Source organism: Arthrobacter sp. GQ119, assembly GCF_059759125.1.
In genome coordinates, this window is record NZ_JCAXEA010000029.1 from 18,038 (window position 1) to 43,754 (window position 25,717).

Below are 25,717 nucleotides of genomic sequence, written 5' to 3' on the forward strand. Positions count from 1 at the left end.
GAAACACATGCGCCGGCATGAGCAGCGGCACAGGATCGTCGTAGGCCTCGGTTTCGGGGACGAGGCGAAGGGCAGCACCGTGGACTACCTCTGCTCCCTTGGCGGTGTCTCCAGTGTGGTGCGCTTCAACGGGGGCGGCCAGGCAGCCCACAACGTGATTGTCGACGGCAAGCACCACACCTTCCGGCAGTTTGGCTCCGGAACCCTCGCCGGCGTCCCCACCTTCCTGAGCCGCTTCTTCCTCATAAACGCGTGGCAGCTGGCCGCGGAGTCGGAAGATCTCGGCGGACTCGGCGTCGTCGACCCGCTCGGCCTGATCACAGTCAGCCCCGAGGCCCTCGTGGTAACCCCGGTCCACATCGCCGCAAACCGGGCCCGGGAGGATCTCCGGAGTGCCGACCGCCATGGATCCTGCGGGCTCGGGATCGGCGAGACGGTCTGGTACGACCTCGCCACCCGGCAGGGACTGGCGGCCGGGGCGACCCTCTTCGACATCATGGCCATGGTGCCGACCACCGAGCCAGCCCTGCGGGTGAAGGACTGCTTCAACCCGCAGACCCTGCGGGACCGGCTCATGGCCCTGACCGCCTTCTATGCCCCGCTGATCGCCAAAGGTCGTCACGGGCACCCCACGGTGCGGGAAATGGCGCTCGACCTGATTGAGTTCGTCAGGGCCGTGAAGGTCCGTGACGACGCCGGGCACATCCGTGCCTTGGCGCTGAACGGCTCGCTGGTCTTCGAAGGGGCGCAGGGTGTGCTCCTGGACGAGTGGCGGGGCTTCCATCCTCACACCACCTGGAGCTCCACCCTGCCGCTTAACGCCCAAGCGCTCCTTGCCGAGGCAGGACAGCCACGGGCCGAGGTGATCGGGGTCCTGCGCGCGTACGGCACCCGTCACGGCGCCGGGCCGTTCCCGACTGAAGACCCAGCCCTGGAGGCAGCTCTGCCGGAGCCGCACAACGGCGATGGCCGCTACCAAGGAGCATGGCGAACCGGCCACCTCGACCTTGTGGCGCTGCGCTACGCCGCTGACGTTTGCCGGGAGCACGGGGGACTGGACGCCCTCGCCCTGACCCACTTGGACACGCTCGCGGCGCAGGAGGGGGACGTGCAGGTTGCCCTCCGGTACGACGGCATCGCCGAACCGTTCCCCCTCGGGGACTATCAGGACCTGGCACACCAGGAGAAACTGATGATGTTCGCCCAGACCGCGGTCCCGGTGCTGGAGCCTCTGGTCCCAGCGGAAGTACTCGGGCTGGTGCAGGATGTGCTCGGCGCGCCGGTATGCATTGTCGCCCATGGACCGCGCCGGGAGGACAGAAGGACGCCTTAGTCGGTCCACGCCCACACGGCGCCAGGGCGGCCGGTATGGCTGGGGGCGGTTTTCCCGTCAACCTGCTCGAGCCCTTCGAGGGCGGAAAGCCGGCGGTTGAGGTTGCCGCGGTTTGGCTCCCTCCCGGTGAGCGAGGCGGTAATCCGGACGGCGGCCCGAACGGGGAACGTCGGCCCGGTAAGCGCGCGGGTGAAGTTCAGGTCATCCCAGAGCATCCGGGCAAGCAGCGGCCGGGCGTCGTGGACGATGCGGTTGTGGTCGAACGCCAGCTGTGGCGGAGCATCGATGTCCACCCATTGGGCGGTCTCCAGGATGTGGCCGTCAGCACGGATGCCGGCCCACACGGCGATGGAGAGGGTTGGTCCGCGCGGGTCTCGGTTCGGCTCGTCGAAGGTGACCAGTTGCCCAAGGCCGAGCACGTCACCTTCCTCCAGGCCAGCCTTAAGGAGGGCGCGGATGGCTGCTCCAGTGATCCTTTCGCCTCGGCCGAGGAGGACGCCGGGAAGCGCAAGACTCCCTGCGAACGGCTCGAATGGGCGCTCATGGGCGAGCAGCTGAACTCTCTCCCTGTCCTGCTGCAGGCGCAGACCGAGGACGTCGACAGAGACGAGGGACGACTCATGCTGCCGCGCCTGTTCACTCATAGTTCTACTCTAGTGGACTAGAACTGCGGCAAAAATGCAGCCACGGCTTTCCGGACGTCTCGCTGCAGACGGTGGACAGCAGGATCTTCGACGGCAGGTTCCAGCTGCTCGAGTACGTCCCCACCGTGCTCAGCGGTCCGCCGGGCAGCCGTTCACGTAAGGAGGCCCTCCGGGTACCCCTCTCGAGGAGGACTCCCTCCGGCCGCAGATGCGTGGTGTTGTTGGTAGTCATGCGAGACATTCCACAGCCAAATGAGACCGGACGGTAATGCCGGCTTTAATTCGTCCTCTCCGTCAACACAAGAAGAATGTGGTCTCGGCTGCCTTGGTCGCCAGCGTCATATTCATCACCGCGATCGCCCCTTTGGCGACGGACATGTACGTCCCCGCTTTCCCAATGGTTGCCCGCGATCTCGGGGCGAGTGCGACCGAGGTCCAGCTCACGCTGACCACCTTCTTTGCCGGAATGGGCCTGGGGCAGCTTGTCGGCGGTCCCTTTTCCGATCAGCGGGGACGCCGCTGGCCATTGCTGGCGAGCACGGTCCTGGTCTTTGTTGCCTCCATTCTGTGCGCGCTGGCACCGACCGCCGGGGCGATGATGGCCGCCCGCTTTGTCCAGGGCTTCGCCGGCGGCTGGGCGATGGTGATTGGCCGCGCAATCATCATCGATCTGGTGTCCGGATCCCAGCTTGTGCGGGTGCTGAACATCATCGCCGGCGTCGGTGGGATTTCCCCCGTGATCAGTCCCTTGCTTGGGGCCGGAATCCTGCAGGTCGCCCACTGGCGGACGGCGTTCTGGGTGCTTGCGGCCACGGGCATTGTGATGGCGCTGTGCGTGGTGTTCGTTGTCCCCGAATCCTTGCCCCCGAAACGGCGCCATGGAGGCGGGATGCGCACCTTCATCCGAGCGGCCCATCATGTGCTGGGGAATCGCGAATATCTCGGATACATGATTGTCAGCGCGGCCGCGATGATCGCCCTTTTCGCCTACGTTGCGACGTCCGCGTTCGTCCTTCAGTCCATGAACGGGCTCTCGCCACTGGTTTACTCGGTGGTGTTCGCGGCCAACGCCGGCGCGGCAGCCATCGCCGCCCTCGTGTCTGCCCGTCTCGCCGGCCGTGTTTCAACGCGGAAGGTCATCGTGGCCGGCCTGATCATCGACCTCGTTGCGGGGGTGGTGATGCTTGCCAGCGCTTTGTGGCTTGGCACCCCATTGTGGGCGGCCCTGGGGTGCTTCCTGGCCGTGATGGTGGCTCAAGGGCTATTGGGCGCCAACGGCGGAGCGCTCGCCGCAGCCGCTGTTCCGGATCATCCGGGAACGGGCTCGGCGGTCCTCGGCATGACGCAGTGGGTCATCGCAGGGATCGCCGCGCCCGTCGCGGGCCTTGGCGGCAGCCATACCGCCGTGCCCATGGCCGTCATGATTGTCGTCGGCACGCTCCTCACGTTCATCGGCTTGGTCATCGCGCGGACGCCGAGCAATCCTGCAGTGGCCCATGCCCCGGCACTATCGCGCACCTCATCTGGAGCGCTCTAGCCCTTTCGGCGCTGTTCGGCCTGTTTCACGAGTTCGGTCAGCCAGGGCCTGTGTCCTTGGTGGAAGACCATCCCGTCCGGGAGGCCTTGAACAACGGGGACGGAATCGGCAATGTCGATGGTGATCCGGCCGCCTGCCATAGGCGCGTTGCTGATGTGCAGGTCGCCGTAGGACTCCGGCAGTACCGGGTCCATCCAGAAGCCGCCCTGGGATACGTGCGCGTCGTACCGCATGAGGCTGGTCACCAGCTGGATCGGCGTGGTTGCCGCCCAGGCCTGGGGCGAACATGCCGTCGGATAGGGGACGGGTTCGGCGAACTGCTCCCGGTCAAAGCCGCAGAAAAGCTCTGGCAGCCGCCCGTCCGAGAACTCGGCCGCGTCCAGGAGTGCCGTGGCAATGCGCTGCGCCTCCGCCACGAAACCATAGCGCAGCAGACCGGCAGCGATCACCGCGTTGTCATGCGGCCAGACGGACCCGTTGTGGTAGCTCGCGGGGTTGTAGGCGCCCATGTCGCTGGCGAGCGTCCGGACGCCCCAGCCGCTGAACATTTCCGGGGACATCAGCCTTTCGGCCACCAGCGGTGCCTTGTCCTCATCCACGAGGCCGACCCACAGGCAGTGGCCCATGTTGGACGCGCAGGCATCGACCTGCCGTTTCTTTCCGTCCAGGGCGATCGCGTAATACCCGCGGTCCGGCATCCAGAACTGCTCATTAAACCGCTTCTTCAACTGTGCCGCCTGGTCAGAGAGCTGGGCACCCAACGCGGTGTCGCCGGCGTCGTACGCTATCCAGGCGCGCGCCATGTAGGCATCGTAGACATAGGCCTGGACTTCGCAGAGCGCAATGGGGGGCTCGGCCATGCGGCCATCGGCGAAGTTGATCCCGTCCCAGGAGTCCTTCCAACCCTGGTTGATGAGCCCCTGGGGGTTGAGGCGCTCATACTCGACAAATCCGTCGCCGTCCTTATCGCCATAGTTGTGGATCCAGTCCAGGGCGCGGTCTGCATGGGGCAGCAGCTCGGCGATGGTTTCGGCGGCAAAGCCCCAGCGGCTCACCGAGCCCAGCACGACCACGAACAGCGGGGTCGCATCGACGCTGCCGTAGTAGATGTTCTTACCGCCCAGGGAGAGTCCGCTGGAGACGTCGAGCCTTACTTCGTGCAGGATTTTGCCCGGTTCCTCCTCGCTCAACGGATCCACCACGCGGCCTTGGCGGTCCGCCAGGGTTTGCAATGTGCCCAGTGCCAGGGACGGATCGACCGGCATGGACATTTCCGATGCCCATAGAGAGTCCCGGCCGAACAGGGTCATGAACCACGGCGCGCCGGCTGCCACCACGACGCGTTCCGGATAGTTCGGGTCTTCGATGCGAAGGGCGCCCAGGTCGTCGTAGCTGCGCCGCAGGGTTCGTTCAATGGAGTGGTTGCTCATTTGAAGCTTGGGAATCTTGGCAACCCATTCCTGCCGGCGGCGATCCCGGGGTGACAACTGTTCCCCTTCGGTGTGGATGAACGACGGCGGGGGAGGACTCGCCGCCTCGGTGCTGGGCACGGCTGTAAGGACCGTACTCCACTGGCTGTGGGGTCCGACAGAGATGCGGTATGTCAACGCGTCCTGCGTGACGTCGGCACCAGGGGCCTGGACCACAATGCCCTTCCGGACGTCTTGCCAAGCTCCGCGAATCGTCATGGAATCGCCGTCCACTTGCCGGGTTTCTTCCCAACGCCCCTTTATCCGTGCTTCCTTAACCTCGAAAAGATCGGCGAAATCCGCCTCAGGCGTCACCGAGAGCACGCATTCAGCCGGTTCCGTGGAGTAATTGCGTATGGTGACCTGCTCCTGGATGCCCGCCCCGACTTCCCGCAGGCGCTCCACGATCAGTGGGCTGTCCGCATATCCATCCGAGCGGGGAACACGCCCGGCAAACAGCGCCCGGTAGGGTTCCCTTGCTTCCGCCGCCAACGATTCAAGGGGCTGCCCGTTAACGGTTAGGCACCAGCGGGACAGGATGCGCGTGTCCTGGAAGAAAACGCCGTGCGGATATTCGGGATGGATGTCTCCATTGGGCAGGGAGATGCAGAAGGATGTTCCTTCCACCAGGGTTACAGTTCCGGCCCCCACGGGTCCGGCAGCAGTGTCAGCGTTCCATCCAGCCATCCTGGCTCCTTCAAGAAGACACCGGCAGCGCGCCCGTAACGATGGCCGTTCCGTGGCTCGTGCTGCCCGCCTGCCATAGAAACTACTCCCGCTCCGCCCATGGCGCCAGAGATTCGGTGGGGGCAGGATTCATGGCCCCTGTGGCATCCCACGCTGTTGCGGCGCAGGGTGTTCCGGACTGATCTCGCAGGGGCCGCAAAATTGGGTCTATCGTAGATTGTTTACAATCTGTAGGATGAGAACGTGCTCTTCCAATGACGGCAGGCACAGCAGCACAGGGCGCAGCCTGTGGTCAGTACTCGCTTGGAGGAATGAAATGAAGAAAAGGCCGATTGCTACACTGCCGAGCTACTATTCCCCCCTGACGTCCAGCACGGGGCATCACTGCCCGATCACTGGCTGGTGGCGTTCGGTTGAAGACCTGGAGCCGAGGTTCATCTCCGAGGGCGACGTGATGCCTGCGGCGAACGGCATGCCAACAGAGTGGACCCTCCAGCTGCAGAGGGGAAAGCGACTCCACGGATCTGTCCCGGAGTCACTGCTGACTCACTGACCTGCCAACGTCTCGTGACTCGTCGCGACGTCGTGCGATGCCGCCCATTCGCCCACGTCCCGGCGTTCGATCGCCGCGGCCATCAGCTCCGGAAACAGATCAGGCGTACAGGCGAAGGCCGGGACGCCGATTCCGGCCAGGGCAGCGGCATGGTGTGAATCGAACGTGGGATGACCGCTGTCACTCAGCGCCAGCAGCGCGATCAGGGTTGCTCCCGATCCGACGATGGTGGCGGCCCGCCGCAGCATCTCCTCGGCTATCCCACCCTCGTAAAGATCGCTGATGAGCACCAGGATCGTTTCGGTCGGGTGGGTGATCTGGTCCTGGCAATAGGCCAGTGCGCGGTTTATGTTCGTGCCGCCCCCGAGCTGCACGCCGAAGAGCACATCCACGGGATCCTCCAGGTCATCCGTAAGATCAACAACCTCGGTGTCGAAGACCACCAGCCGCGTGCGCACAGACCGCAGCGAGCTGAGCACCGCGCCAAACACGCTCGAGTACACCACCGATTCGGCCATGGAACCGGACTGGTCGATGCACAGGATGATCTCCCGCTGCACCTCGGTACTGCGCCGGGCGTAACCGACGAGCCGCTCAGGCACCACTGTGCGATAGTCGGGCTGGTAGTTCTTGAGGTTGGCGGCGATCGTGCGGTTCCAGTCAACGTCACGGTGCTTGGGACGCCGGGTCCGCGCGGCGCGGTTCAGCGCCCCGGAAACGGCCTGAATCGTCTTGGCCCGCAAGCGATCCTCCAACTCCCTGGTCACCTGCCGGACCACCGCCCTGGCGGTCTCACGGGAACGCTCGGGGATGGCGCGGCCCAGTCCGACGAGTGTGCTGACCAGGGCGATATCGGGCTGCACCGTGCGGAGCATCTCGGGTTCGAGGAGCAGCTGCCGCAGGCCGAGCCGGTCCATGGCGTCGGCCTGCATCACCTGCACGACCGTGGACGGGAAGTAACCGCGAATGTCGCCGAGCCAGCGGGCTACCCGCGGGCTCGACGCGCCGAGGCCTCCCCGGCCGCTTTTTGGTGTTTCATACAAGTCCTGCAGGGCCTGGTCCCTGCGATGGTCAGCGGCTGAGAGGACCACAGGTTGGCCCTCGGCCGTTGTGATGCCGTCGGCCTCGTGCCCGCCGAGCACCAGGCGCCAGCGGCTGAGCCGGTCGCGGCCCTCGGGGTTCACGCCGGTCACGATTTGGCCTCCCATCCGAGGTACCTGGCCATCACACGGATGGCCGGACCGGCGCCCGACAGGTCAAACGTCGTAGCGGTTGGGGTTTGCGCGAGATTGCCGTCGCGGCTTACCTGTTCGCCGATCTCCCGCCGCTCCGGCGGGCTGAACAGCGAGAATGTCCGGCGCAGCAGGGGCAGAACGTCATCGAAGACCTCATCGTGCACCCCGGCGACCCAATCATCGACGATCTGCAGCAGGCGCCGGTCGTGAACCAGCAGCACGGCGTCTCCGGACAGCAGCCCATCCAGCCAGGCGGCGGCTTCCGGCGCAGGAGTTGCAAGGGACAGCCGGCGGCTGAGTCTGGCCGCGACCTCATCCCTGTCGACCAGCCCAGCGTCCAGCAGCAGCCTTGTGGCACGCCCTGCGACTGATCCGTGGATCCGATCTGAACCCGCGACGGCGGCGAGCGCCGCGTGCCAGTCGTCCAGCGGCAGCTCCGGCAACAGTGACAGACCGTGCTGGGCGGAGTTGATGGCCCGCCGCATCGCTGCTGCGGCTTCATCATCGAGCCCGGCGCAAGCAGTCGGCAGGCCTACGCAGGCCCGCACCACCGTGGCGTCCAGGATCCCCTGCACTCCTGTGACGTCCACTCCGCGCACATTGCCATAGCGGCAGGTCCGGGCGAGCGGGGCTATGGTTTCCAGCAGCGGGGCCACATCCTGCTGCGCGGCTGTTTGCTCGGCCAGTACCGACACGACGGCGCTGATTCCGTCGGGCAGATCTGCGAGCAGGCAAGCGGCGAGCAGATCGCTGAGATCAGCCAGGCTGCCGGCCCCCTGCGCGCGTTCAGCTACACATGCCGCCGCTGCCGCGGCGATGGTGGTGCCGTAGCGGCTGGCGTCCACCACGGCGAGGGCCAGTTCCGGCCGCCACAGGAGGCTCCATGCCTCCTTGAACGTGCCCGTTGTGCGTCCGGTGTCGCTCGGCGTTCCCCAGTTCACGCCGAGCAGTGCCAGCCTGTGCAGCAGGACTGAGCGGGCCAGCTGGTTCGGCTTGCGGAGGTCGATGGTCAGAATCTCCTCCATCGCACTGGGCTGCAGGCGCAGGCGGCGCTGGAATGCGGCGAGGTCGGCGGCCAGCGGGACGGTCGGTGCGGACTCCGGCACGCTTCCCAGCTCATATCCAACCGTGAGCTCCCGATGCACCAGCGCCAGGGGCAGGCGTGAGCCATCACAGAGAACAGCTTGCGCGGCGTCGTCCAGCTCCGTTAGGCCAGGGCTGGGGCGGCCGCGGAGTGCAGCCAGAGCCGCCGCCATCCGACTGGCCTCCACAACGGAGGCCGTGGACGCATCCAGATGTTCCCGGCGCAGGGTTTGTGCAACGCGGACCAGCCAGGTGGTAGCCACATCAGCCTTGGGATCCCGGGAAGTCCAGTGGGCGAAGAGATGCTGGTACCAGCCGGGCGCTGTGACGCCTGCCCCGTACCCGGTCTGAAGGCGAAGCCGGTCCGAGGTCCACGGCACCCAGGTGACAGCGACCTTGGTCTTGGGCAAACCGGTCAGAAGCTTGTTGTCCGCCGACGCCGGGGGAAAGTTCGCCGGAGCGAGCGCAGGGGCGTGGTAGGCCCCGCACACCACCGCGATGCTTGCGTGCCCCTCGCGCATCGCGGCACGCAGCTGCCGCCGCATTGCGGCTTCGCGTCGGCCGTTCTCGACGACGTCCGGGTGCCCGGCAGGCCGCACGTCGTCGGCCCGGATCTCTGCGATGGCATCGCTGATGGCCGCGAACCTGTCGATGGGGCTGGCATTGCGGTGCTCGACGGCGTCCTCCCACCAGCGCTCGGCGTCACTGTACCCGGCAGCCTGGGCCAGCATCGAAATCGCATCTGGCCGGTAGGGCTCGGGCGCAACGGGTTCCGCCTCTTCCCCGGCCGTATCTTCCCCGCCCGTCTCCGGATCGTCCGGCTCATCCGGCGTTTCCGGGGGAGACGCCGACGCTGCGGAGGCCGCGGCGGCCTGCAGTGCGAAGCTGTTCCCCGCGGGAAGGTCGATTGTACGCACCGGGATTCCCGTCGAAACAGCCCAGCGCATCGCCACCCACTCCGGGGAGAAGCCCGCCATCGGGTAGAAGGAGGCCAGTCTCGGCTGATCGGCGGCGTAGATCAGCGCCGCCACCGGCGGAGTCATCGACGCATCGGCAACCAGCGGGAGAACCTGCTCGATCTCGGGCGGGCCCTCAACGAGCACCAGGTCCGGCCGGATGGACGCCAGGGCCTCGGCAACCGAGCGTGCTGAACCGGGCCCATGGTGCCGGATCCCGAGGACGTGGACGTCTGTCATTGGATCAGTTCGATGTGTCGAGATCGCGGCAGGCCCGGTAGAGGTCCTTCCACTCTGGCCGGTTGCGGACCACGGTCTCCAGGTACTCCTGCCAGATCACCCGGTCCTGGACGGGGTCCTTAATCACCGCCCCGACCAGGCTGGCCGCCACGTCATCGGCGCGGACGCTGCCGCCTCCGAAGTGGGCTGCCAAAGACAGGCCGTTCGTCATCACCGAAATCGCTTCTGCCGTCGACAGGGTGGCGGACGGGGATTTGAGGGTGGTGCGCTGATCCTGCGTGAGGCCGGCGCGCAGTTCGCGCATCACCGTGACCACCCGGCGGATCTCCGAAAGGGCCGCAAGATCGGCCGGAAGCTCGAGTGCCGCGCCGAGGCTGCGCACCCGGATGGTGACGATTTCCACCTCCTGGTCCAGGCTGTCCGGCAGCGGCAGCACCACGGTGTTGAACCGGCGGCGCAGGGCAGACGACAGGTCGTTGACGCCCTTGTCGCGGTTGTTCGCTGTGGCGATGACGTTGAATCCCTTGCGCGCCTGCACTTCCGTGTTGAGTTCGGGGATCGGCAGTGTCTTTTCGCTCAGGATGGTGATCAGGGAATCCTGCACGTCCGACGGGATCCTGGTGAGCTCCTCCACCCTCACAACGCTGCCGGTCTCCATGGCACGCATCACCGGTCCGGGGACCAAGGCTGCACGGGACGGGCCTTCGGCGAGCAGCCGCGCATAGTTCCAGCCATACCGCAGCGCCTCTTCCGGCGTGCCTGCGGTGCCCTGCACTACCAACGTGGACGTGCCCGAGATGGCTGCTGCCAGATGCTCCCCGAGCCAGGTCTTCGCCGTTCCCGGCACGCCGAGCAGCAGCAGCCCCCGATCGGTGGCAAGTGACGCAACGGCGATTTCCACCAGCCTGGCCGATCCCAGATATTTCGGGCTGATCTGCGTGCCGTTCGGCAGCGTGCCGCCAAGGACGTAGGTGGCGACGGCCCAGGGAGACAGCCGCCAGCTGGGCGGTCGGGGACGGTCGTCGACGGCGGCCAGTGCCTGGAGTTCATCGGCGTACGCGGTTTCCGCATGGGCACGGAGAATGTCCGGGGCGGTCTGGGCATCGGTCATCGGAAGGCCTCCGTCAGCGATTGTCGGAACGATTGGTATTGCACCGCATCACGAAACACGCGGCGCCGCGGGGCGTCGTCGTCGTAACTTTGCAGCAAGCGGCGGCAGCGATCTGCCGAGTCGAGCGGCAGCGCCATGGGCAGGAACTCTGCAACCATTCCCGCCAACGGGCCGCCGTTCTTAGCGGCAATGAGCTCTAGGACCGCGTCAGCCAATGCCAGGCCCCACGGCCTCGGCACGTCCCGCAGCAGGGGGACCAGCGCCATGGGCTGTGCCGTGCCGCCGCGGATGTGGCGCAGAAGCGCCTGCTCCCGTTCCGCCGTCGGTAAACAACTCAACAGCCGCGCATCAGTGCGGACATCCAGCAGCGCGCGGGCCCACCTGGCATCGGCCCGGAGGACCGCGGCGGCCAGCATCGTGTCGATCACACGGGGTTCGCCGTCAAGCAGCGCCAGCGTGGCGGCGGGGCTGCGGCCGGCGATGCTTTCCCACACGTCGAGCGGCGCGCCGCGGATGATCGTCTCCAGCCGCCCCAACCGGTCAGGCTCGCTCGCGCGGGGAGCCGGGGCGATCCCGTCGCGCACGGCTGCGGGGTCCGGATCCGGCGGCAGGTCGATCTCGAACTGCTTGCGCAGCAGGCCCTTCACACGGACCAGAGGCTTCAGCCGGGCGGCCATCCGCTGGGCGCGGGCGCTCGTGGGGAGTCCGTCCAGCAGGGCGGCCGCGACGTCCCGCACGCTCTTGGCTTTGTCGTCCAGTGCACGTTCCAGGAGATCCTCGTCGGCGGGTTGGAGGTTGGTGCCGAAGACGCCCAGATAGGCGGCGCGTTCCCGGGCGCTGAGCGTATCCCAATGCGTGGCCAGCAGGTCACGGGCGGACGCCGGGTCGCTGCGCCGGAGCCGTTCCAGTTCCGCTGTGGCCTCAGCCGTCCTAAGCCCGGTCCAGTCGATCGTCGTCTCCGGATGCGGACCGGAATCCCTGGGCCCAGTGAGGGACTGGAGCCAGCGACCGCGGGCTCCGATGGCCGGATGTAAATGCGCAGCCATGCCCCGATGTGTGTCGGCTAAGGCGAGCAACGCCGGGATTGAGCGGTGCGGAACCCGCAGTCCGGACGCTCCGGCGAGCTGCAGCCAGTCCGTCACAAGCTGGGAGCGGAGCTCCGCACCGACCGGGGGCTGGGTAAGCAGCAGGTCCAGGAGCCGGGCCGCCTCACCGCGGGATTCCGGGGCGTCGTCCGCTGGGGCCGGATCAGGCAGGTCAGCGGTGTCCAGGATGCGCGGGCGGCGGACAGCGCGCGTAACGACGTCGGCCAGGGCCGCCTGGTCCAGCAGGGACTCCTCGCGGGACAGGCCATCCGGCGGGCGAAAATCCAGATCCGTGGGCGGAAGTGGCGCTGCGCGCCGTCCCGTTCCGAGGAGCGCCGAGGTTCGGAGGTCGGCCAGCCACGTCACGGCGTCACCACCGCATCGCCGACGACGACGGTCAGGGGCCGCACGCGGCCCTCCTCCAGTTCTCCGAACAGGTCGACACGATGGCCGCCGGTCAGTGCCAGCAGCGAGATTAAGGGCGCGTCGACAATGGGGAGGGCATCACCGGAACCGTCCCGCAGCCAGCCACGATCGCCAGGGAGGACACGGACGCCGCCCAACAGCACCGGGTGACGCTCGCGCCAGGGCGAGAGAGCGACCCCAGCCGACTCCAGTTCCAGCGCCTGGGCGATGCTGCAACCCTCACCGAGGCTCCGGGCGAGCCCGCGCGGGGCAACAGGACCTGTGAACATCGCCCGCTGCGGCGCGGAGCCGGGATAACGCGCCACGGTAACGTCCAACTCCGCCCCGGCCAGTTGGGGTGTCGCGAGCGCTTCACCCCGGGCAGCGAAATCGAGGACGACCGCGACCGTTCCGTCGGGTCCGCGAATCCAGGTGCGTTGTTGCTGGAGCCGCCCGTCATCGCCGCGGTAGGCGCCGAGCACCAGCCATGGACCGGGCAGAGCCTCGGTGCCCTGGACATCGGCCGATGCCATCGGCCAGCCTACGGCCGCCCGGACATCGGCAAGTTCGTTTGGAGTCAGCTCGTCCCTCCTGCCCCACGCTTTGGTCAAGGCCCACCAGCGGCCCGCGTGCAGCAGCAGATGGTCGGCCCAGTCGGCGCGGGCGTGCACATCCGATCCCATCGCCCGCACCTGCTCGGCCAGACCCGGGAGCTGGGCGTCCACCAGGCGGGCAGCTACACCGTCCCACCAGGTATAGGGCTGGCTGCGGGCGGCAGCCAGCCCAGTCCGCACCAGATCCGTCAGCCACCGGGCAAAGTCGGAGATGCCCGCATCCATGAGCGTAAGCCGGCTGGCCAGCCGCTTGGCCTGCGCAACAGGGTCCGTCGGCTGCTCTGCCTGGCGCCGCTCCCGGGCTGCGGAGCGGTCCTCCCGCTGGTTCGCCCACTCCTGCGCGAAATCGGCGGTCTCCACGCCGTCCTCTGCAGCCTCGCCCCGGGACCACAGGAGCAGCAGCGCGAGCGCGTGCTTACAAGGAAACTTCCGGCTTGGGCACGAGCACCGGTATGCCGGCGCGGCAATGTCGACGCTCACCTGATACGGGGTCTTGCCGCTGCCCTGACATTTGCCCCAGACCAGGACGTCGTTGCTGCCGGTATCGGACCACGGACCCGGACGTGCCAGCTTGCGGGCAGCCGCCACGGAAGGTCCGTCGGGGGCGGCGCCGATCACTCTCTCCTCGCTCCAGCGCACCATGATGCTCATTGTGCCCGATGCCTCGGGGGCCGCAAGAGAGGCAGGGCAGGTGTGGCGGCGGGCAACGTGTTCAGGCGGGAAGCCGTTTCAGTCCGTATGTCAGCAGCACTATGCCGGAGGGGAACGGGCGGCACTCCAGGAGCGCCAGTTTGCTCCACCGGCTGATCCTGCCGAAGAAAGGCACTCCGCCACCGAGGATGACCGGCACGACTGCCACGCCCAGCTCCTCCAGCAGGCCCAGCTCGATGAATTCGGTCATGAGCTGGCCACCGCCAAAGACGCAGATATCCTTATCGGCCGGGATGGAGGATCTGATGCGGCCAACAAGTTCGCCCAGATCGCCCGAGAACAGCTCCGTTTTCCCTGAGGTGGCCAGCGTTTCGTCGTGGGTGACAACGTGGGTCGGAACGGCAGAGCCCCCGCTGCCCATTCCCGCCACTTCGCGGTACGTATTGGCCCCCATGACGTAGGCTCCGGTTCTGCGCTCAGTGGCCTCAAAACCGTAGTCCTCATCCTCCGCCATGGCATCGTTCAGCCAGGACAGGTCCCCGCTCTCAGAACGGATGTATCCGTCGAGGCTGACCGCCATACCACCGAAAACGGTGCTCATGACCGCAGACGCTATCCAGCCCTGACGTCAGGGTCAAGGCCGGAAAGTCGCGCAGTGGTCCCTGGCGATGTGCCACATCGCCACTAGTCGATCGGTATACAGGCTAAGCGCGGAGATGCGCCGTTTCGTTAGTGACTCTCTCGATGTCGGTAGCGGTGGCCTCGATGAGCTGATGCGCCAAGTCCGCCAGTGCCCGTGCCGTCGCCAGTTCGTCACCGATCAGGGGGACATCCGAGTCCCTCGGATTCAGCCTGGCGAGACCCATCCCTACCAGGTCGGAGCGGTTTTCGGCGTTCAACTGCGCCTTCGCCCGTGTTTGGCCTTCGTGTTCGTCGATGATGATGTTCACGGACCAACCTTTTTCACGCATGGTGGTCGCCTCCTCAGATGAGAATTCAACAATGTCAAGCTCGCTGCAACCCGTCAAGGGTCCGCATTTACCCTCTACTCAGGAGGCTGTGCGGGGGTCAGGTTTCGTCCAGCCAAGTTTGGCAGACTGGGATACGGCGTGTGATTGGGACCCTCCCACCACACCTTCATGTCGACACGCAAGGGCCGTTTCCGTGAGTCACCTGACGACGGAACCGGCCGATACAGGCTCCGGAGGTACCGTGACGTTGCTGGCTGGTGGAATGGCCGTCAGGCAAACTGCAGAACGCCCAAGGCTTGGCGGCCTGGATGTTCTTCGCGGTGCTGCCGTTGGTGCCGTTCTGCTGGGGCATTCCTGGCCCGGGATATTTCAAGGTGCCGGCATTGTGGGAGTCATCGTCTTCTTCGTGCTGAGCGGTTACCTGATCACTGGCGTGCTGCTCAGGGACATTGAGCGGCACCGCAAAATTCGCTACGGCCGTTTTTACGCCCATCGGGCTTTCCGCCTGGTGCCGGCACTCGTCGCCTTTCTTGGCGTGTACGCCATAGTTGAATTGACGGCCGACGTCCTCGGGGACCGGTCCAAGGGGATCATCGGCTATACCCTCCTCGCCGGTCTTGGCCACCTCAAAGACCTCCCGCTGCCATTCGATGTCAGCATGGCCATCGGACCGCTCTGGACGCTGGCCGTGGAGGAACAGTTCTATCTCGTCTGGCCCGCACTGCTGGTCCTCGCCCTGCGGTGGAACCGTCAGGCGCGACTAATCTGGTGGTCAGCCGCCGTCGTCCTTTCCTTGATGACGGCGAGTGTCCTGGCGATGCTCATCCTTGCTCCGCACCTTCACTCGCTTGTCTACGCGCTGCCGACGACGTGGGGCCTCGGGCTGATCATCGGTTCGGCACTGCGCCTCTACAGGATCCACGTGTTCAGCTGGTTCTCCGGCCGCCGGCTCAGACTGGCGGCCCTGACCGTCTCGATCCTTGTCCTTACCGCCCTGGTCTTCTTCCCCAAGGCCAACGAATCCCCGGCCTTCTTCTTCGTCGGAGGCCCTCTGGCCATGGTTGCCGCGGCTGTCCTGGTGGTCCTGGCGGCCTCCCGTACCGGCGCAATGCCGCAATGGTCCCGTGCGTTCCAGGCGCTGGGGACAGTTTCCTATGCCGCCTACCTCTGGAACTACATCGTCATCCTCTGGCTCAACGGCGGATCGACCGCAGACCTGCCGCCGCTGGTGGCCGTATCGGCCATCCTGCTGACCCTGCTCATGGCGGCCATCAGCTGGCACACCGTGGAAAGGCTGGGACGAGTCGCGCGCGAACGCTTCGACAGTCGCTATCCGGACCAGCGGTCAGGCAGCAATAGAGCGCGGTGCCCCTAAGGCTTGCCCGGCAGTTCGGCCTCTTCCAGCAGTTCGGTCAGCCAGGGCCGGTGCTCCCGGTGGAAGGCGATGCCGTCGGGCAGCCCCTGCACGGTTGGTTCGGAACCGGCGATGTCGATGGTGATCCGGCCGTTGCCCATCGGTGCATTGGTGATGTGCAGGTCGCCGTAGGACTTCGGAAGCACGGGGTCCATCCAGAGACCGCCGCGGGAAATGTGGGCGTCGTACCGCATGAGGCTGGTGACCAGCATGATCGGTGTAGTCGCTGCCCAGGCCTGGGGCGAGCATGCCGTCGGATACGGCACAGGCTGGGGGACCTGGTCCCGGCTGAAGCCGCAGAACAGCTCCGGAAGGCGGCCGTCGGTGTAGTCCGCCGCTTCCAGCAGGGCATCTGCGATGCGTTGCGCCTCCTCCACGAAGCCGTAGCGCAGCAGGCCTGCCGCGATGACCGCGTTGTCGTGTGGCCAGACGGACCCGTTGTGGTAACTGGCGGGGTTGTATGCACCCATGTCGCTGGCGAGGGTCCGCACGCCCCAGCCGCTGAACATCTCGGGGGACATCAGGCGTTCGGCCACCAACGGTACCTTGTCCTCGTCGATGATGCCGTGCCACAGGCACTGGCCCATGTTGGACGCGCACGCGTCGACAGGCCGCTTGTCGCGGTCCAGGGCAACGGCGTAATAGCCGCGGTCCGGCAGCCAGAACTCGTCGTTGAAGCGTTTCTTTAGGCGTGCCGCCTCATCGGCGAGCTGGGAGGCCAAAGACGTGTCGCCGGCGTCGTACGCCATCCAGGCGCGGGACAGAAAGGCCGAGTATGCCAAGGCCTGGACTTCGCAGAGTGCGATCGGTGGCTTGGCGAGCGTGCCGTCAGCGAAGTTGATGCCGTCCCAGGAGTCCTTCCAGCCCTGGTTGATCAGCCCCTGGTCGTTGAGGCGCTCGTACTCGACAAACCCGTCGCCGTCCTTGTCGCCGTAGTTCCGGACCCAGTCCAGTGCACGGTCCGCATGAGGCAGCAGCGCGGCGATGGTGTCCTTGGCAAAGCCCCAGCGGCTCACTGATCCGAGCGTCATCACGAACTGCGGGGTGGCGTCCACGCTGCCGTAGTAGGCGGACTTTCCACCCAAGGCCAGGCCGCTGGAGACGCCAAGCCTCACCTCATGCAGGATCTTGCCCGGCTCCTCCTCGCTCATCGGATCCACGATCTTCCCCTGGCGGTCAGCGAGGGTTTGCAGGGTGCCAAGGGCAAGGGAAGGGTCCACCGGCAGCGCCATTTCCGAGGCCCAGAGAGAGTCCCGGCCGAACAGTGTCATGAACCACGGCGCGCCGGCGGCCACCACGATCCGCTCCGGATGGTCAGGGTCCTCGATGCGCAGTGCTCCCAGGTCGTCGTAGCTGCGCCGCAAGGTCCGTTCGATGGAGCGGTTGCCCATATGCAGCCTGGGAATTTTCGCCACCCACTCCTGGCGGCGGCGGTCGCTCCGGGACATTTCACCGGGCGCAGGACGAACGAACGAAACCGCCGGCACGGCGGCGCCGTCGACGGCGGGCACCACGCTCAGCAGCGTGGTCCACTGCCCGTGGGCCGGTACAACGGTCCGGTAGGTCAGGGCATCGGAGGCGACGTCGGCGCCGTCGGCCTTGACGATGACGCCCTTTCGGACGCCCTGCCAGACGGCCCTAATGGCCAGCGAGTCGCCGTCCGGCTGCCGCGACTCTTCCCAGCGCCGCTGGACACGGGCTTCCTTGACTTCGAACAGGTCCGCGAAGTCAGATTCGACGTTGAGGGAAACCACGCATTCGGCGGCCTCACCGGAGTAGTTCCGGATGCTGACCTCCTCCCGGAGCCCGGCACTTACTTCGCGCAGGCGTTCCACGATCAGGGGACTGTCCGCGTAGCCATCCGAACGGGGAACCCGGCCAATGAACAGGGCCCGATAGGGCTCCTTGATGGCCGCCGTGAGCGGTTCCAGGGGCTGGCCGTTGACACTCAAATTCCAGCGGGACAGGATGCGGGTGTCCTCATGGAATACGCCGTGTGGGAATTCCGGATGAATGTCCCCGTTCGCCAATGAAATACAGAAGGATGAGCCCTCCACCAAGGTGACCGTGCCGGACCCCACCGGCCCGGCTGCCGTGTCAGCGTTCCAGCCAGTCATCACCGCCTCCTTCAACGGCCCAAGACCGAGACGGCACAGTGTGAATCCGCGTCCACGTGGATTGCCGCCTTGCTCTGTGTGATTGAGGCTACGCTTGCGCTCCGCTTGATGCTAGGGACTCTGATGCCAGGCAGCATTTGGTCTTGCGCCAGTGCCGTTGCCGGTAGTTACTAGGTGATGGGAGGTCCGGCCAAACAGGCAGAGATGCCGGTGGCCAGGTGTCCCATCGGCGCCGCCATACTGCAACAACCGAATGCGGAGGGACCATGTTTGCTCGAGTCAGCACCTACAGAACCAGCCCCGGCACCACCGGGAAACCCTCGGACGAAACCGTTAAGCGCGTGCTCGACCTGCCCGGCTGCACCGGCCTCTACTATCTGAAAGGCAATGACGACAAGTCCCTGTCCATCACGCTGTGGAATACGCAGGAAGCCCTCGTCGGAAGCCAGGAGCCCGCGGGAAGAATCCGCTCCGAAACCAGCCGGGAACAGGAAATGGAGATCCTTAACGTAGAGGAATTTGAAGTTCTGACCGAGCGACACAAGGAGTAGACGGGCTTCGCGCCTCCCAGCGAAATAAGCGCCCGCGAGCAGCCTGCTCTGGCGGGCTCCGACCAGTGGGGCGACAATAGGCTGGTGCACCCTCGTCGCCCCCGCGGGGACGTAGACGCGATGAACGCCGACGCCCGAAAGATCCAGCGCACCTATCTCACGTTGACGCTGGGCAATACCCTTGCGGCCTCATTCATCTGGGGGATCAACACACTTTTTCTCCTGGATGCCGGGCTCAGCAACCTCGAGGCCTTCGCAGCGAATGCATTCTTTACGGCAGGCATGGTGCTGTTCGAGGTGCCAACCGGAGTGATTGCCGACGGGTGGGGGCGCCGCGTTTCATTCCTGCTCGGCACTGTAACCCTGGCCGGGTCGACCTATCTCTACTACCTGCTCTGGCAGTTTTCCGCCCCGTTCTGGACCTGGGCGGTGGTGTCGGTTTTGCTCGGTCTGGGATTCACTTTCTTCTCGGGTGCAGTCGAGGCCTGGCTTGTGGATGCGCTGCGCTTCTCGGGGTATGAAGGCGGCCTGGAGGCAGTGCTCGGGCGTGGAGTAATGGTGTCGGGCATCGCGATGCTCATCGGCTCTGTGGCCGGCGGCGTGATCGCGCAGGTCACCGATCTCGGTGTGCCGTTTCTGTTGCGCGTGGGTGTGCTGCTGGCCATGTTCATGGTTGCCTTTTGGCTCATGCACGACGTCGGGTTCACGCCGGAGCGGTCCACCCACCCTCTTCGGGCGACCCGTGCCGTACTCTCTGCCTCGATCGAGAACGGTTTGAAGAATCCGCCCGTACGTTATGTGATGCTGGCTGCTCCGTTCAGCGCCGGCGTCGGGATCTATGTGTTCTACGCCCTGCAGCCCTATCTGCTCGAGCTCTTCGGCGACCCGCGCGCGTACTCCGTGGCGGGTCTCGCGGCCGCCATCGTGGCCGGGGCCGAAGTGCTCGGCGGATGGGTGGCGCCCCGCATCCGGCGCCGTGTCCGCAAACGCACCACGGTGCTGATTCTGAGTGGCGGCGTGAGCGCAGTGATCCTGGTGGTGCTCGGCTTCACCCAGGTGTTCTGGGTGGCGCTGGTGCTGTTGGCCCTCTGGGCGCTGGTCGACGCAGCGGGCGTCCCGGTGCGGCAGGCCTACCTGAACGACATGATCGCCTCAAAGCAGCGGGCAACGGTCCTCAGCTTCGACTCGCTTATCGGATCAAGCGGCGGCGTTGTGGTCCAGCCGCTGCTCGGCCGGGCCGCCGATGTATACGGTTACCCCGCCTCGTTGGCGCTTGGCGGCGTCATCCAGCTTGTCGCCGTCCCGTTCCTGCTGGCGAGCCGGCGGCAGGGCCCGCCGGCAGATCTGGCCAGCGCAGCGCCCAGCGCGGCAAACCCGGAATCCCGGCCGTCGTAGACGGTATCGAGGGGTCGATTCTGCGGACAACTTCGGTATTGAGAGTTTCTACCGCGGCGGAGTAGCGTGGCAATACCGTCAATCAGCACCACCCCAACCCGGGAGCGACCATGCCTAATGTGAGACGTCGCCTGGCTGCCGTTACGGCGGCCGTGGCCATGAGTGTGACCAGCGGAGCCGTCATCAGCCCCGCATTCGCCGATCCGCCGGTGACTAAAAAGACCGCGACCGCCACGGGATACGGCGGGGCAGTGAGCACCGTGGACCCGGAGGCGTCCGCTGCAGCGATCGAGGTCCTCCGCGATGGCGGCAACGCCGCCGACGCCGCCGTCGCCGCCGCCGCCACCCTGGGCGTGACTGAGCCGTACAGTGCCGGGATCGGCGGCGGTGGCTACTTCCTGTTCTACAACGCCAAGACCGGCAAGGTCGGCACGATCGACGGCCGCGAGACTGCACCGGCCGAAATGCCGACCGACGCGTTCATCGACCCGGAGACCGGAGAGCCCTACAAGTTCACGCCCGATCTCGTCACGAGCGGAGTCTCCGTAGGCGTGCCCGGCACCCCGGCCACCTGGGAGCGCGCCCTCAAGCGCTGGGGCACTTTGGACCTTGACGATGCCCTGGAGCCTGCCATCGAGGTGGCGGACCGCGGCTTCCTGGTCGACGAAACGTTCCGCCAGCAGACCCTCGATAACAAGATCCGCTTTGCGGCGTTCACGTCCACGAGCAAACTCTTCCTCCCGGGCGGTGACGCACCCGCCGTCGGAAGCGTCTTTAAGAGCCCCGACCTTGCCAAGACGTACCGGCTCCTCGCGGACAAGGGCACCCGCGCTTTCTACCACGGCCCGCTCGCTGAAGAGATCGTGGCCACAGTCAAGGCGCCGCCCAAGACTGCCACCACAGAACTGCCCGTCCCGACAGGACACATGACGACGGCGGATCTCGCCGCCTACAGCGCCCTGAACCAGGCGCCCACGCACGTGGAGTACCGGGGCCTGGACGTCTACGGCATGGCACCGTCCAGCAGCGGCGGCACCACGGTGGGCGAGTCGCTGAACATCCTGGACACGTTCAACCTTTCCGAAATGTCCACGCCCGACGCCCTGCACCACTACCTCGAGACCAGCGCCCTCGCGTTCGCGGACCGCGGCAAGTACCTCGGCGACCCCGCCTTTGTCGACGTTCCCACGGACGCCCTGACGGACCCGCTGTTCGGCAAGGAGCGCTCATGCCGGATCGACCCGAAGAGCGCGGCCGCTAAGCCCGTCGCCCCCGGTGACGTGTCCAATTACGACGGCGTGTGCCCGGCTGCCGCCGCAGCGCCCGCCCACGAGAAGGACACCGAGAATATCTCGACGACCAACCTGACGGTCGCGGACAAGTGGGGGAACGTGGTCGAGTACACGCTCACCATCGAGCAGACCGGCGGTTCCGGCATCGTGGTCCCCGGCCGGGGCTTCCTGCTTAATAATGAGCTGACCGATTTCTCGACCGTGTTCGACCCCAAGGATCCGAACCGGATCGAACCGGGAAAGCGTCCGCGCTCCTCGATGTCGCCGACCATCATCCTCAAGGACGGGGATCCCTTCCTCGCGCTCGGATCACCAGGCGGGTCAACCATCATCACCACCGTCCTGCAGACGATCATGAACCGCGTGGACCGGGGCATGAGCATTTCCGAGGCCATCGCCGCACCACGGGCCGCGCAGCGGAATACAGCCAACGTCACCGCCGAGCCGGACTTCATCAAGGCCTATGAAAAACGGCTGGCGCCGTACGGCCATCAGCTGACGCCCGCGGGTGACGCGTTCACATCGGCGGCGGAGATCGGCGCGGCCACAGCGATCGAATTCAAGGCCGACGGGAGGATGGTCGCCGCGGCAGAGCCCGCGAGGCGTGGTGGCGGCTCGGCCATGGTGGTCCATCCGTCGAGGTGAGGCCCGACAGGCATCAGGTGCCCTGGCTGCCCAGCCCTTCTGCACCGGGCGCCGGGGCTGTGCCGATCGGTATCTCCAGGACGTCGTCGTCCTCGATCCACTTGCTGGGCGTGCCGAGCTGTGCGCTCAGCCACTGCATCCGGTCCGCGATTTTCCGCGCGTTCCGTCGGGCAAGTCCGGTGTGCAGTCGGGTGATTTCCGTCGGATGCAGCCGCAACATGTGGGGCATGCTGCCCCTGGTGTGCAGGAGGAAGATGAATGACTGGTCGTTGCGTTCATCCGGGTCCACGGCGTAGTCATCCACAAAGTCGCCGGCACTGTAGACAACGGGCCTGTTCTTGTAAATTTCGACGCCGCGGAAAATGTGGGCGGAATGCCCAAACACGACGTCGGCGCCCGCCTCTATCAGGGCCCGCCCCAGACTCTGATGCCCGGGCGGGACTTCGGATCCCCAGTTGGCGCCCCAATGCGCCGAAACGATCAGTAACTGGACCCGGGCCTTCGTCCGCCGGACCAAGTCCAGCAATTCCGTGGCCCGGCGGTCCCCAGGGTCATCCACGGGGACGTAGTGGATGCCCGGAGCGCGGGCGGTGGCCTCCCAGTCCGGCTGGTTGTCAGTGAAGGCGACGAAGCCGACCGCATGTGGCCCCACCCGCCGGACCGCAGGCCGCCGGGCCGCGGCCAGGTCGGTCCCTGCCCCCGCCCGCAGGATCCCGTGCTGATCGAGCGCCGCTAACATCTCCCGTAGCGCCTCAACTCCGAAGTCCAGCACATGGTTGTTGGCCAACGCCACCACATCGATCGCCGCGGACTTCAGGCACTCCACATTTTTGACGTCCGAGCGGAAGTGGAACACTTTGCCGGGCACAGGTGTTCCGTCCTCCGCCAGCACGCATTCGAGGTTGGCGAACCTGATGTCGGCCTGTCTCAGGATGGGCAGGATATCGCCCCAGGGAAAGGCGGGATCGGCCACCCTCAGCCGGTCGTTGACGAGCCGGCCCAGCATGACGTCCCCCAGGAGCGCGATCTGCATGCTCCACCTCCAACCTGCCAGGCCTTTGCTATCAGGATGCACCGCCCGTTGGCATGGTGCCAGTGGTCCGGCTCCCTGCCCAAAAAGGCCTCGCGGGGCCCGGATTCGTGAGGGATAGTTGGAACAGGAGCAGTAGATGGGCATTTTTGCGGACAGGTCTGATGCAGGGCGGCAGCTGGGGGTGCGGCTGGAGTACCTGCGTGGAGGGGACGCCGTCGTTCTGGGTGTGCCCCGCGGCGGAGTTCCGGTGGCCTTCGAAGTTGCGGCGGCACTCGACGCGCCCCTCGAGGTGATAGTCGTGCGCAAGCTGGGAGTACCGTTTCAGCCGGAGCTCGCGATGGGAGCGATCGGGGAAGAAGGGGAAGCCGCCCTGGACAAACGCGTCCTCTCGCTCGCAAGGGTCAAACAGGGAGACCTGCGGGCTGTCGAACAACGGGAACGGCGACTGCTGGATGACCGCGTGGCACGATTCCGGGCCGGCAGGGCCCCACTGGATCTGAACGGCCGCACTGCCGTAATCGTCGACGATGGCATCGCTACCGGGTCAACTGCCCGCGTTGCCTGCAGCATCGCACGGAAACTGGGGGCCGCGAGAGTGATTCTGGCCGTTCCTGTTGCCTCTCCCGACGTCCTCCGCAAGTTGCCGGAGGCGGACGAGGTGGTGTGCCTCGCCACGCCCCGGCAACTCACGGCGGTCAGCAACCACTACCGTGACTTCACCCCGACGAGCGACGACGAAGTGGCGTGGCTGCTCGACGCTGCCGCCGAGCGTGCACAGAGAGCGGCGGCAGCCCGCAGTGACCCTGCACCCGGCCAGCTCGACGAGGACGTGCAGATCGACTCCGACGGGGTGCGGCTCCAGGGCCACGTGAATCTTCCCCGGGCGGCGGACATAGTGGTGGTGTTCGCCCACGGAAGCGGCAGCGGCCGCCACAGCCCGCGAAACCGGTTCGTTGCCTCGATGCTCCAGCAGGCTGGGCTCGGCACAATGCTGCTGGACCTGCTCACCCCCGTGGAGGAGCTCGATCGCGCCAACGTGTTCAACATCGAGCTGCTGGCGCGCAGACTAACCGCGGCAACGGGCTGGCTTGCCGGCCGGCCGGATACGGCCCCGTGCCGGGTGGGATACTTCGGCGCGAGCACAGGGGCAGGTGCCGCGTTGTGGGCGGCGGGCGAACAGGGAGAGCAGATCGGCGCAGTCGTCTCAAGGGGAGGCCGTCCGGACCTGGCCGGCCCGTGGCTTGCCCGTGTCCTCGCCCCGACCCTCCTGATTGTCGGCAGCGCAGACCATCAGGTGTTGGAGCTCAACCGCCAGGCTCAAGAGCGGATGCGCTGCCCCAACCGCCTGGAACTCGTCCAGGGGGCCACCCACCTCTTCGAAGAACCCGGAACGCTGGAGCAGGCTGCAGTACTGGCCAGGGACTGGTTTGTGCAGCACCTTCGGCGGGAACAGGATGTACGGGACACGTAGGTCGGTAATTGCCCGGTGGTTTCCCGTACGACGAACCGCGGGACGAGAAGTACGACGAGGCACTTCACCCGGCCCACGCCTCTGCCGGCGCCGCCCGCGTGATTAGATCCCAGGCGTGACTCGGGTCGAGAGACAGGCTAGGCCTCCCGCCACAGGGGCAAGGGGACCACGCCCCGGCTGCGCCCTGACTCATCCAGCAGGTGGCCGAGCCGCTTGTAGGTTCGCACCACTGCCTGCCGCGAGATTACGGTGCTGCCCGGTGCCCGGGATGCCAGCTCCCGCTCGTGCCCCTGGACTTCCAGATAGTCATGGACCCACAGCGTCACTACCAGGTTCTGGGCACCCAGAACCTGGGCACTCAGGCGGCAACTCGGCAGGCCGGCGAAGTAGCGGCCGATGGAGTCAACATCGGTCGCGGGAACGTTGAGGCTCAGGCTCACCTCCCGCAGGCCCTGCTGGACGGCGACGGACGTATCGCACCTCATCGTCATGTAGCCGGACGCCAGAAACCGCTCCACCCGCCGTCGTGCAGTCTGCGGCGAGACGCCGGAGGCCGAGCCCAACTCTGCCCAGCTGGCCCGCCCGTCGCGGGCCAGCTCCTCCAGCAGGGAGGCGTCCAGCCGGTCCGGGGAGTAGGCAGGCGGTGGGGGTGCGGACTCCTTCGCCATGAGCCTTGCCCTCGCTGGTTCCAGGGTGCCGCTGCGCCACTCCGAGGCCTGCCGGTAGAGCTGCGTGACGAAGACGACCTCCCTGCGCGTTACCCCCGGCAGGTCCGCGAAAGAGCCCGTGACAATCGCCATGAGTTCCTCATGGCTCGAGGCGAAGCAGTCCACGAACAGGTCGTGGGGTCCCGAGACCAAGGACACCGTCCCGAAAGCGGGCTCGGCACAGAGACGCCGGATGAGGGCTTCGTGCTGGCCCGGCACCGAGGACAAGTGGATGAATGCGGACCAGCCGGCACTAAGGTAGCGCGGCCCGGGAGACGGCGTGATCCAAGCGAGTCCCTGCTCCGCGAGCGCCTGCCAGCGGCGGGCGATGGTGGGCCCGGACAGGCCCAGGACGTCGCCCACGCGGGACCAGTCGGCCCTCGGATTGATCTGCAGGGCATTCACGATTTCGAGATCCAGTTCGGCGATCATGGCTGATTCTTTCAGATTCAGCGATGCAAAGGCGATTTCCATCAATATCCCCGGTGCGGATGGGGCCGAGGCTAACGTTGTGACTC

Annotated in this window: 19 protein-coding genes and 1 pseudogene; 8 read left to right on the forward strand and 12 right to left on the reverse strand. The window is 66.4% G+C overall.

The window, feature by feature from the left end; genetic code table 11:
* Positions 1-7: 7 nt before the first annotated feature.
* The gene (locus tag AC6CH3_RS20860; RefSeq protein ID WP_498134237.1) at positions 8-1,333 is read left to right on the forward strand and encodes an adenylosuccinate synthetase; all 1,326 of its coding nucleotides are present in this window, start codon (positions 8-10) and stop codon (positions 1,331-1,333) included.
* Here AC6CH3_RS20860 and AC6CH3_RS20865 read toward each other — a convergent pair.
* Complete coding sequence (locus tag AC6CH3_RS20865; RefSeq protein WP_498134238.1) at positions 1,330-1,977, reverse strand: hypothetical protein; 648 nt, start codon at positions 1,975-1,977, stop codon at positions 1,330-1,332. The two genes, AC6CH3_RS20860 and AC6CH3_RS20865, sit on opposite strands and share 4 nt — an antisense overlap.
* A gap of 44 nt (positions 1,978-2,021) precedes the next feature.
* Between AC6CH3_RS20865 and AC6CH3_RS20870 the strand changes: the two are divergent.
* Together AC6CH3_RS20870 and AC6CH3_RS20875 are read left to right on the forward strand one after the other, a co-directional pair.
* Positions 2,022-2,129, forward strand: a pseudogene (locus AC6CH3_RS20870) (dihydrofolate reductase family protein); the annotation flags it as partial.
* 116 nt (positions 2,130-2,245) lie between these two features.
* The gene (locus AC6CH3_RS20875) at positions 2,246-3,514 is read left to right on the forward strand and encodes a multidrug effflux MFS transporter (RefSeq protein WP_498134239.1); all 1,269 of its coding nucleotides are present in this window, start codon (positions 2,246-2,248) and stop codon (positions 3,512-3,514) included.
* Here the strand turns inward: AC6CH3_RS20875 and AC6CH3_RS20880 are convergent.
* The 8 genes from AC6CH3_RS20880 to AC6CH3_RS20915 form a co-directional block, all read right to left on the reverse strand.
* The gene (locus tag AC6CH3_RS20880; RefSeq protein WP_498134240.1) at positions 3,511-5,670 is read right to left on the reverse strand and encodes an amylo-alpha-1,6-glucosidase; all 2,160 of its coding nucleotides are present in this window, start codon (positions 5,668-5,670) and stop codon (positions 3,511-3,513) included. The genes AC6CH3_RS20875 and AC6CH3_RS20880 overlap by 4 nt on opposite strands.
* A 546-nt stretch (positions 5,671-6,216) precedes the next feature.
* Complete coding sequence (locus tag AC6CH3_RS20885) at positions 6,217-7,431, reverse strand: VWA domain-containing protein (protein ID WP_498134241.1); 1,215 nt, start codon at positions 7,429-7,431, stop codon at positions 6,217-6,219.
* Positions 7,413-9,737, reverse strand: coding sequence for a DUF5682 family protein (locus AC6CH3_RS20890; RefSeq protein WP_498134242.1), 2,325 nt, complete (start codon positions 9,735-9,737; stop codon positions 7,413-7,415). The genes AC6CH3_RS20885 and AC6CH3_RS20890 overlap by 19 nt, the downstream gene beginning before the upstream one ends.
* A gap of 4 nt (positions 9,738-9,741) precedes the next feature.
* Positions 9,742-10,848, reverse strand: coding sequence for an ATP-binding protein (locus tag AC6CH3_RS20895; protein ID WP_498134243.1), 1,107 nt, complete (start codon positions 10,846-10,848; stop codon positions 9,742-9,744).
* The gene (locus AC6CH3_RS20900) at positions 10,845-12,299 is read right to left on the reverse strand and encodes a DUF5691 domain-containing protein (protein WP_498134244.1); all 1,455 of its coding nucleotides are present in this window, start codon (positions 12,297-12,299) and stop codon (positions 10,845-10,847) included. Before AC6CH3_RS20900 ends, AC6CH3_RS20895 begins: the two co-directional genes overlap by 4 nt.
* Positions 12,296-13,603, reverse strand: coding sequence for an SWIM zinc finger family protein (locus AC6CH3_RS20905; RefSeq protein WP_498134245.1), 1,308 nt, complete (start codon positions 13,601-13,603; stop codon positions 12,296-12,298). Before AC6CH3_RS20905 ends, AC6CH3_RS20900 begins: the two co-directional genes overlap by 4 nt.
* A gap of 61 nt (positions 13,604-13,664) precedes the next feature.
* A complete protein-coding gene (locus AC6CH3_RS20910) occupies positions 13,665-14,204 on the reverse strand; it encodes a dihydrofolate reductase family protein (RefSeq protein WP_498134246.1) in 540 nt (179 codons plus the stop codon).
* A gap of 103 nt (positions 14,205-14,307) precedes the next feature.
* A complete protein-coding gene (locus AC6CH3_RS20915) occupies positions 14,308-14,574 on the reverse strand; it encodes a DUF1876 domain-containing protein (RefSeq protein WP_498134247.1) in 267 nt (88 codons plus the stop codon).
* Positions 14,575-14,767: 193 nt separating this feature from the next.
* Here AC6CH3_RS20915 and AC6CH3_RS20920 point away from each other — a divergent pair, with 193 nt between their 5' ends.
* The gene (locus tag AC6CH3_RS20920; protein ID WP_498134248.1) at positions 14,768-15,949 is read left to right on the forward strand and encodes an acyltransferase family protein; all 1,182 of its coding nucleotides are present in this window, start codon (positions 14,768-14,770) and stop codon (positions 15,947-15,949) included.
* Here the strand turns inward: AC6CH3_RS20920 and AC6CH3_RS20925 are convergent.
* Positions 15,946-18,105 carry an amylo-alpha-1,6-glucosidase gene (locus AC6CH3_RS20925; RefSeq protein ID WP_498134249.1) on the reverse strand — a complete coding sequence of 720 codons (2,160 nt, stop codon included), beginning with the start codon at positions 18,103-18,105 and terminating at the stop codon, positions 15,946-15,948. The two genes, AC6CH3_RS20920 and AC6CH3_RS20925, sit on opposite strands and share 4 nt — an antisense overlap.
* Before the next feature lie 266 nt (positions 18,106-18,371).
* Between AC6CH3_RS20925 and AC6CH3_RS20930 the strand changes: the two genes are divergently transcribed.
* The 3 genes from AC6CH3_RS20930 to ggt all read left to right on the forward strand — a co-directional run bounded on the left by AC6CH3_RS20930 (position 18,372) and on the right by ggt (position 21,988).
* A complete protein-coding gene (locus tag AC6CH3_RS20930) occupies positions 18,372-18,656 on the forward strand; it encodes a hypothetical protein (RefSeq protein WP_498134250.1) in 285 nt (94 codons plus the stop codon).
* Between the two features lie 120 nt (positions 18,657-18,776).
* A complete protein-coding gene (locus tag AC6CH3_RS20935) occupies positions 18,777-20,051 on the forward strand; it encodes an MFS transporter (RefSeq protein ID WP_498134264.1) in 1,275 nt (424 codons plus the stop codon).
* A gap of 110 nt (positions 20,052-20,161) precedes the next feature.
* Positions 20,162-21,988: a gamma-glutamyltransferase gene (ggt, locus tag AC6CH3_RS20940; protein ID WP_498134251.1), complete on the forward strand. Its 1,827-nt coding sequence runs from the start codon at positions 20,162-20,164 to the stop codon at positions 21,986-21,988.
* Between the two features lie 13 nt (positions 21,989-22,001).
* Here ggt and AC6CH3_RS20945 read toward each other — a convergent pair whose 3' ends face one another.
* Positions 22,002-23,021 (reverse strand): CapA family protein, encoded by a 1,020-nt coding sequence (locus AC6CH3_RS20945; protein WP_498134252.1) that lies wholly within the window; start codon positions 23,019-23,021, stop codon positions 22,002-22,004.
* 136 nt (positions 23,022-23,157) lie between these two features.
* Here AC6CH3_RS20945 and AC6CH3_RS20950 point away from each other — a divergent pair, with 136 nt between their 5' ends.
* Positions 23,158-24,492 (forward strand): phosphoribosyltransferase family protein, encoded by a 1,335-nt coding sequence (locus AC6CH3_RS20950; RefSeq protein WP_498134253.1) that lies wholly within the window; start codon positions 23,158-23,160, stop codon positions 24,490-24,492.
* Positions 24,493-24,629: 137 nt separating this feature from the next.
* Here the strand turns inward: AC6CH3_RS20950 and AC6CH3_RS20955 are convergent, their stop codons facing one another.
* A complete protein-coding gene (locus tag AC6CH3_RS20955; RefSeq protein WP_498134254.1) occupies positions 24,630-25,673 on the reverse strand; it encodes an Lrp/AsnC family transcriptional regulator in 1,044 nt (347 codons plus the stop codon).
* Positions 25,674-25,717 lie beyond the last annotated feature (44 nt).

Bases quoted from the DNA above. Each gene is read 5' to 3' on its own strand.
- AC6CH3_RS20860 (WP_498134237.1), top strand. From the start codon at position 8: ATGCGCCGGCATGAGCAGCGGCACAGGATCGTCGTAGGCCTCGGTTTC.
- AC6CH3_RS20865 (WP_498134238.1), bottom strand. From the start codon at position 1,977: ATGAGTGAACAGGCGCGGCAGCATGAGTCGTCCCTCGTCTCTGTCGAC.
- AC6CH3_RS20875 (WP_498134239.1), top strand. From the start codon at position 2,246: ATGCCGGCTTTAATTCGTCCTCTCCGTCAACACAAGAAGAATGTGGTC.
- AC6CH3_RS20880 (WP_498134240.1), bottom strand. From the start codon at position 5,670: ATGGCTGGATGGAACGCTGACACTGCTGCCGGACCCGTGGGGGCCGGA.
- AC6CH3_RS20885 (WP_498134241.1), bottom strand. From the start codon at position 7,431: ATGGGAGGCCAAATCGTGACCGGCGTGAACCCCGAGGGCCGCGACCGG.
- AC6CH3_RS20890 (WP_498134242.1), bottom strand. From the start codon at position 9,737: ATGACAGACGTCCACGTCCTCGGGATCCGGCACCATGGGCCCGGTTCA.
- AC6CH3_RS20895 (WP_498134243.1), bottom strand. From the start codon at position 10,848: ATGACCGATGCCCAGACCGCCCCGGACATTCTCCGTGCCCATGCGGAA.
- AC6CH3_RS20905 (WP_498134245.1), bottom strand. From the start codon at position 13,603: ATGAGCATCATGGTGCGCTGGAGCGAGGAGAGAGTGATCGGCGCCGCC.
- AC6CH3_RS20910 (WP_498134246.1), bottom strand. From the start codon at position 14,204: ATGAGCACCGTTTTCGGTGGTATGGCGGTCAGCCTCGACGGATACATC.
- AC6CH3_RS20915 (WP_498134247.1), bottom strand. From the start codon at position 14,574: ATGCGTGAAAAAGGTTGGTCCGTGAACATCATCATCGACGAACACGAA.
- AC6CH3_RS20925 (WP_498134249.1), bottom strand. From the start codon at position 18,105: ATGACTGGCTGGAACGCTGACACGGCAGCCGGGCCGGTGGGGTCCGGC.
- AC6CH3_RS20930 (WP_498134250.1), top strand. From the start codon at position 18,372: ATGTTTGCTCGAGTCAGCACCTACAGAACCAGCCCCGGCACCACCGGG.
- AC6CH3_RS20935 (WP_498134264.1), top strand. From the start codon at position 18,777: ATGAACGCCGACGCCCGAAAGATCCAGCGCACCTATCTCACGTTGACG.
- ggt (WP_498134251.1), top strand. From the start codon at position 20,162: ATGCCTAATGTGAGACGTCGCCTGGCTGCCGTTACGGCGGCCGTGGCC.
- AC6CH3_RS20945 (WP_498134252.1), bottom strand. From the start codon at position 23,021: ATGCAGATCGCGCTCCTGGGGGACGTCATGCTGGGCCGGCTCGTCAAC.
- AC6CH3_RS20950 (WP_498134253.1), top strand. From the start codon at position 23,158: ATGGGCATTTTTGCGGACAGGTCTGATGCAGGGCGGCAGCTGGGGGTG.
- AC6CH3_RS20955 (WP_498134254.1), bottom strand. From the start codon at position 25,673: ATGGAAATCGCCTTTGCATCGCTGAATCTGAAAGAATCAGCCATGATC.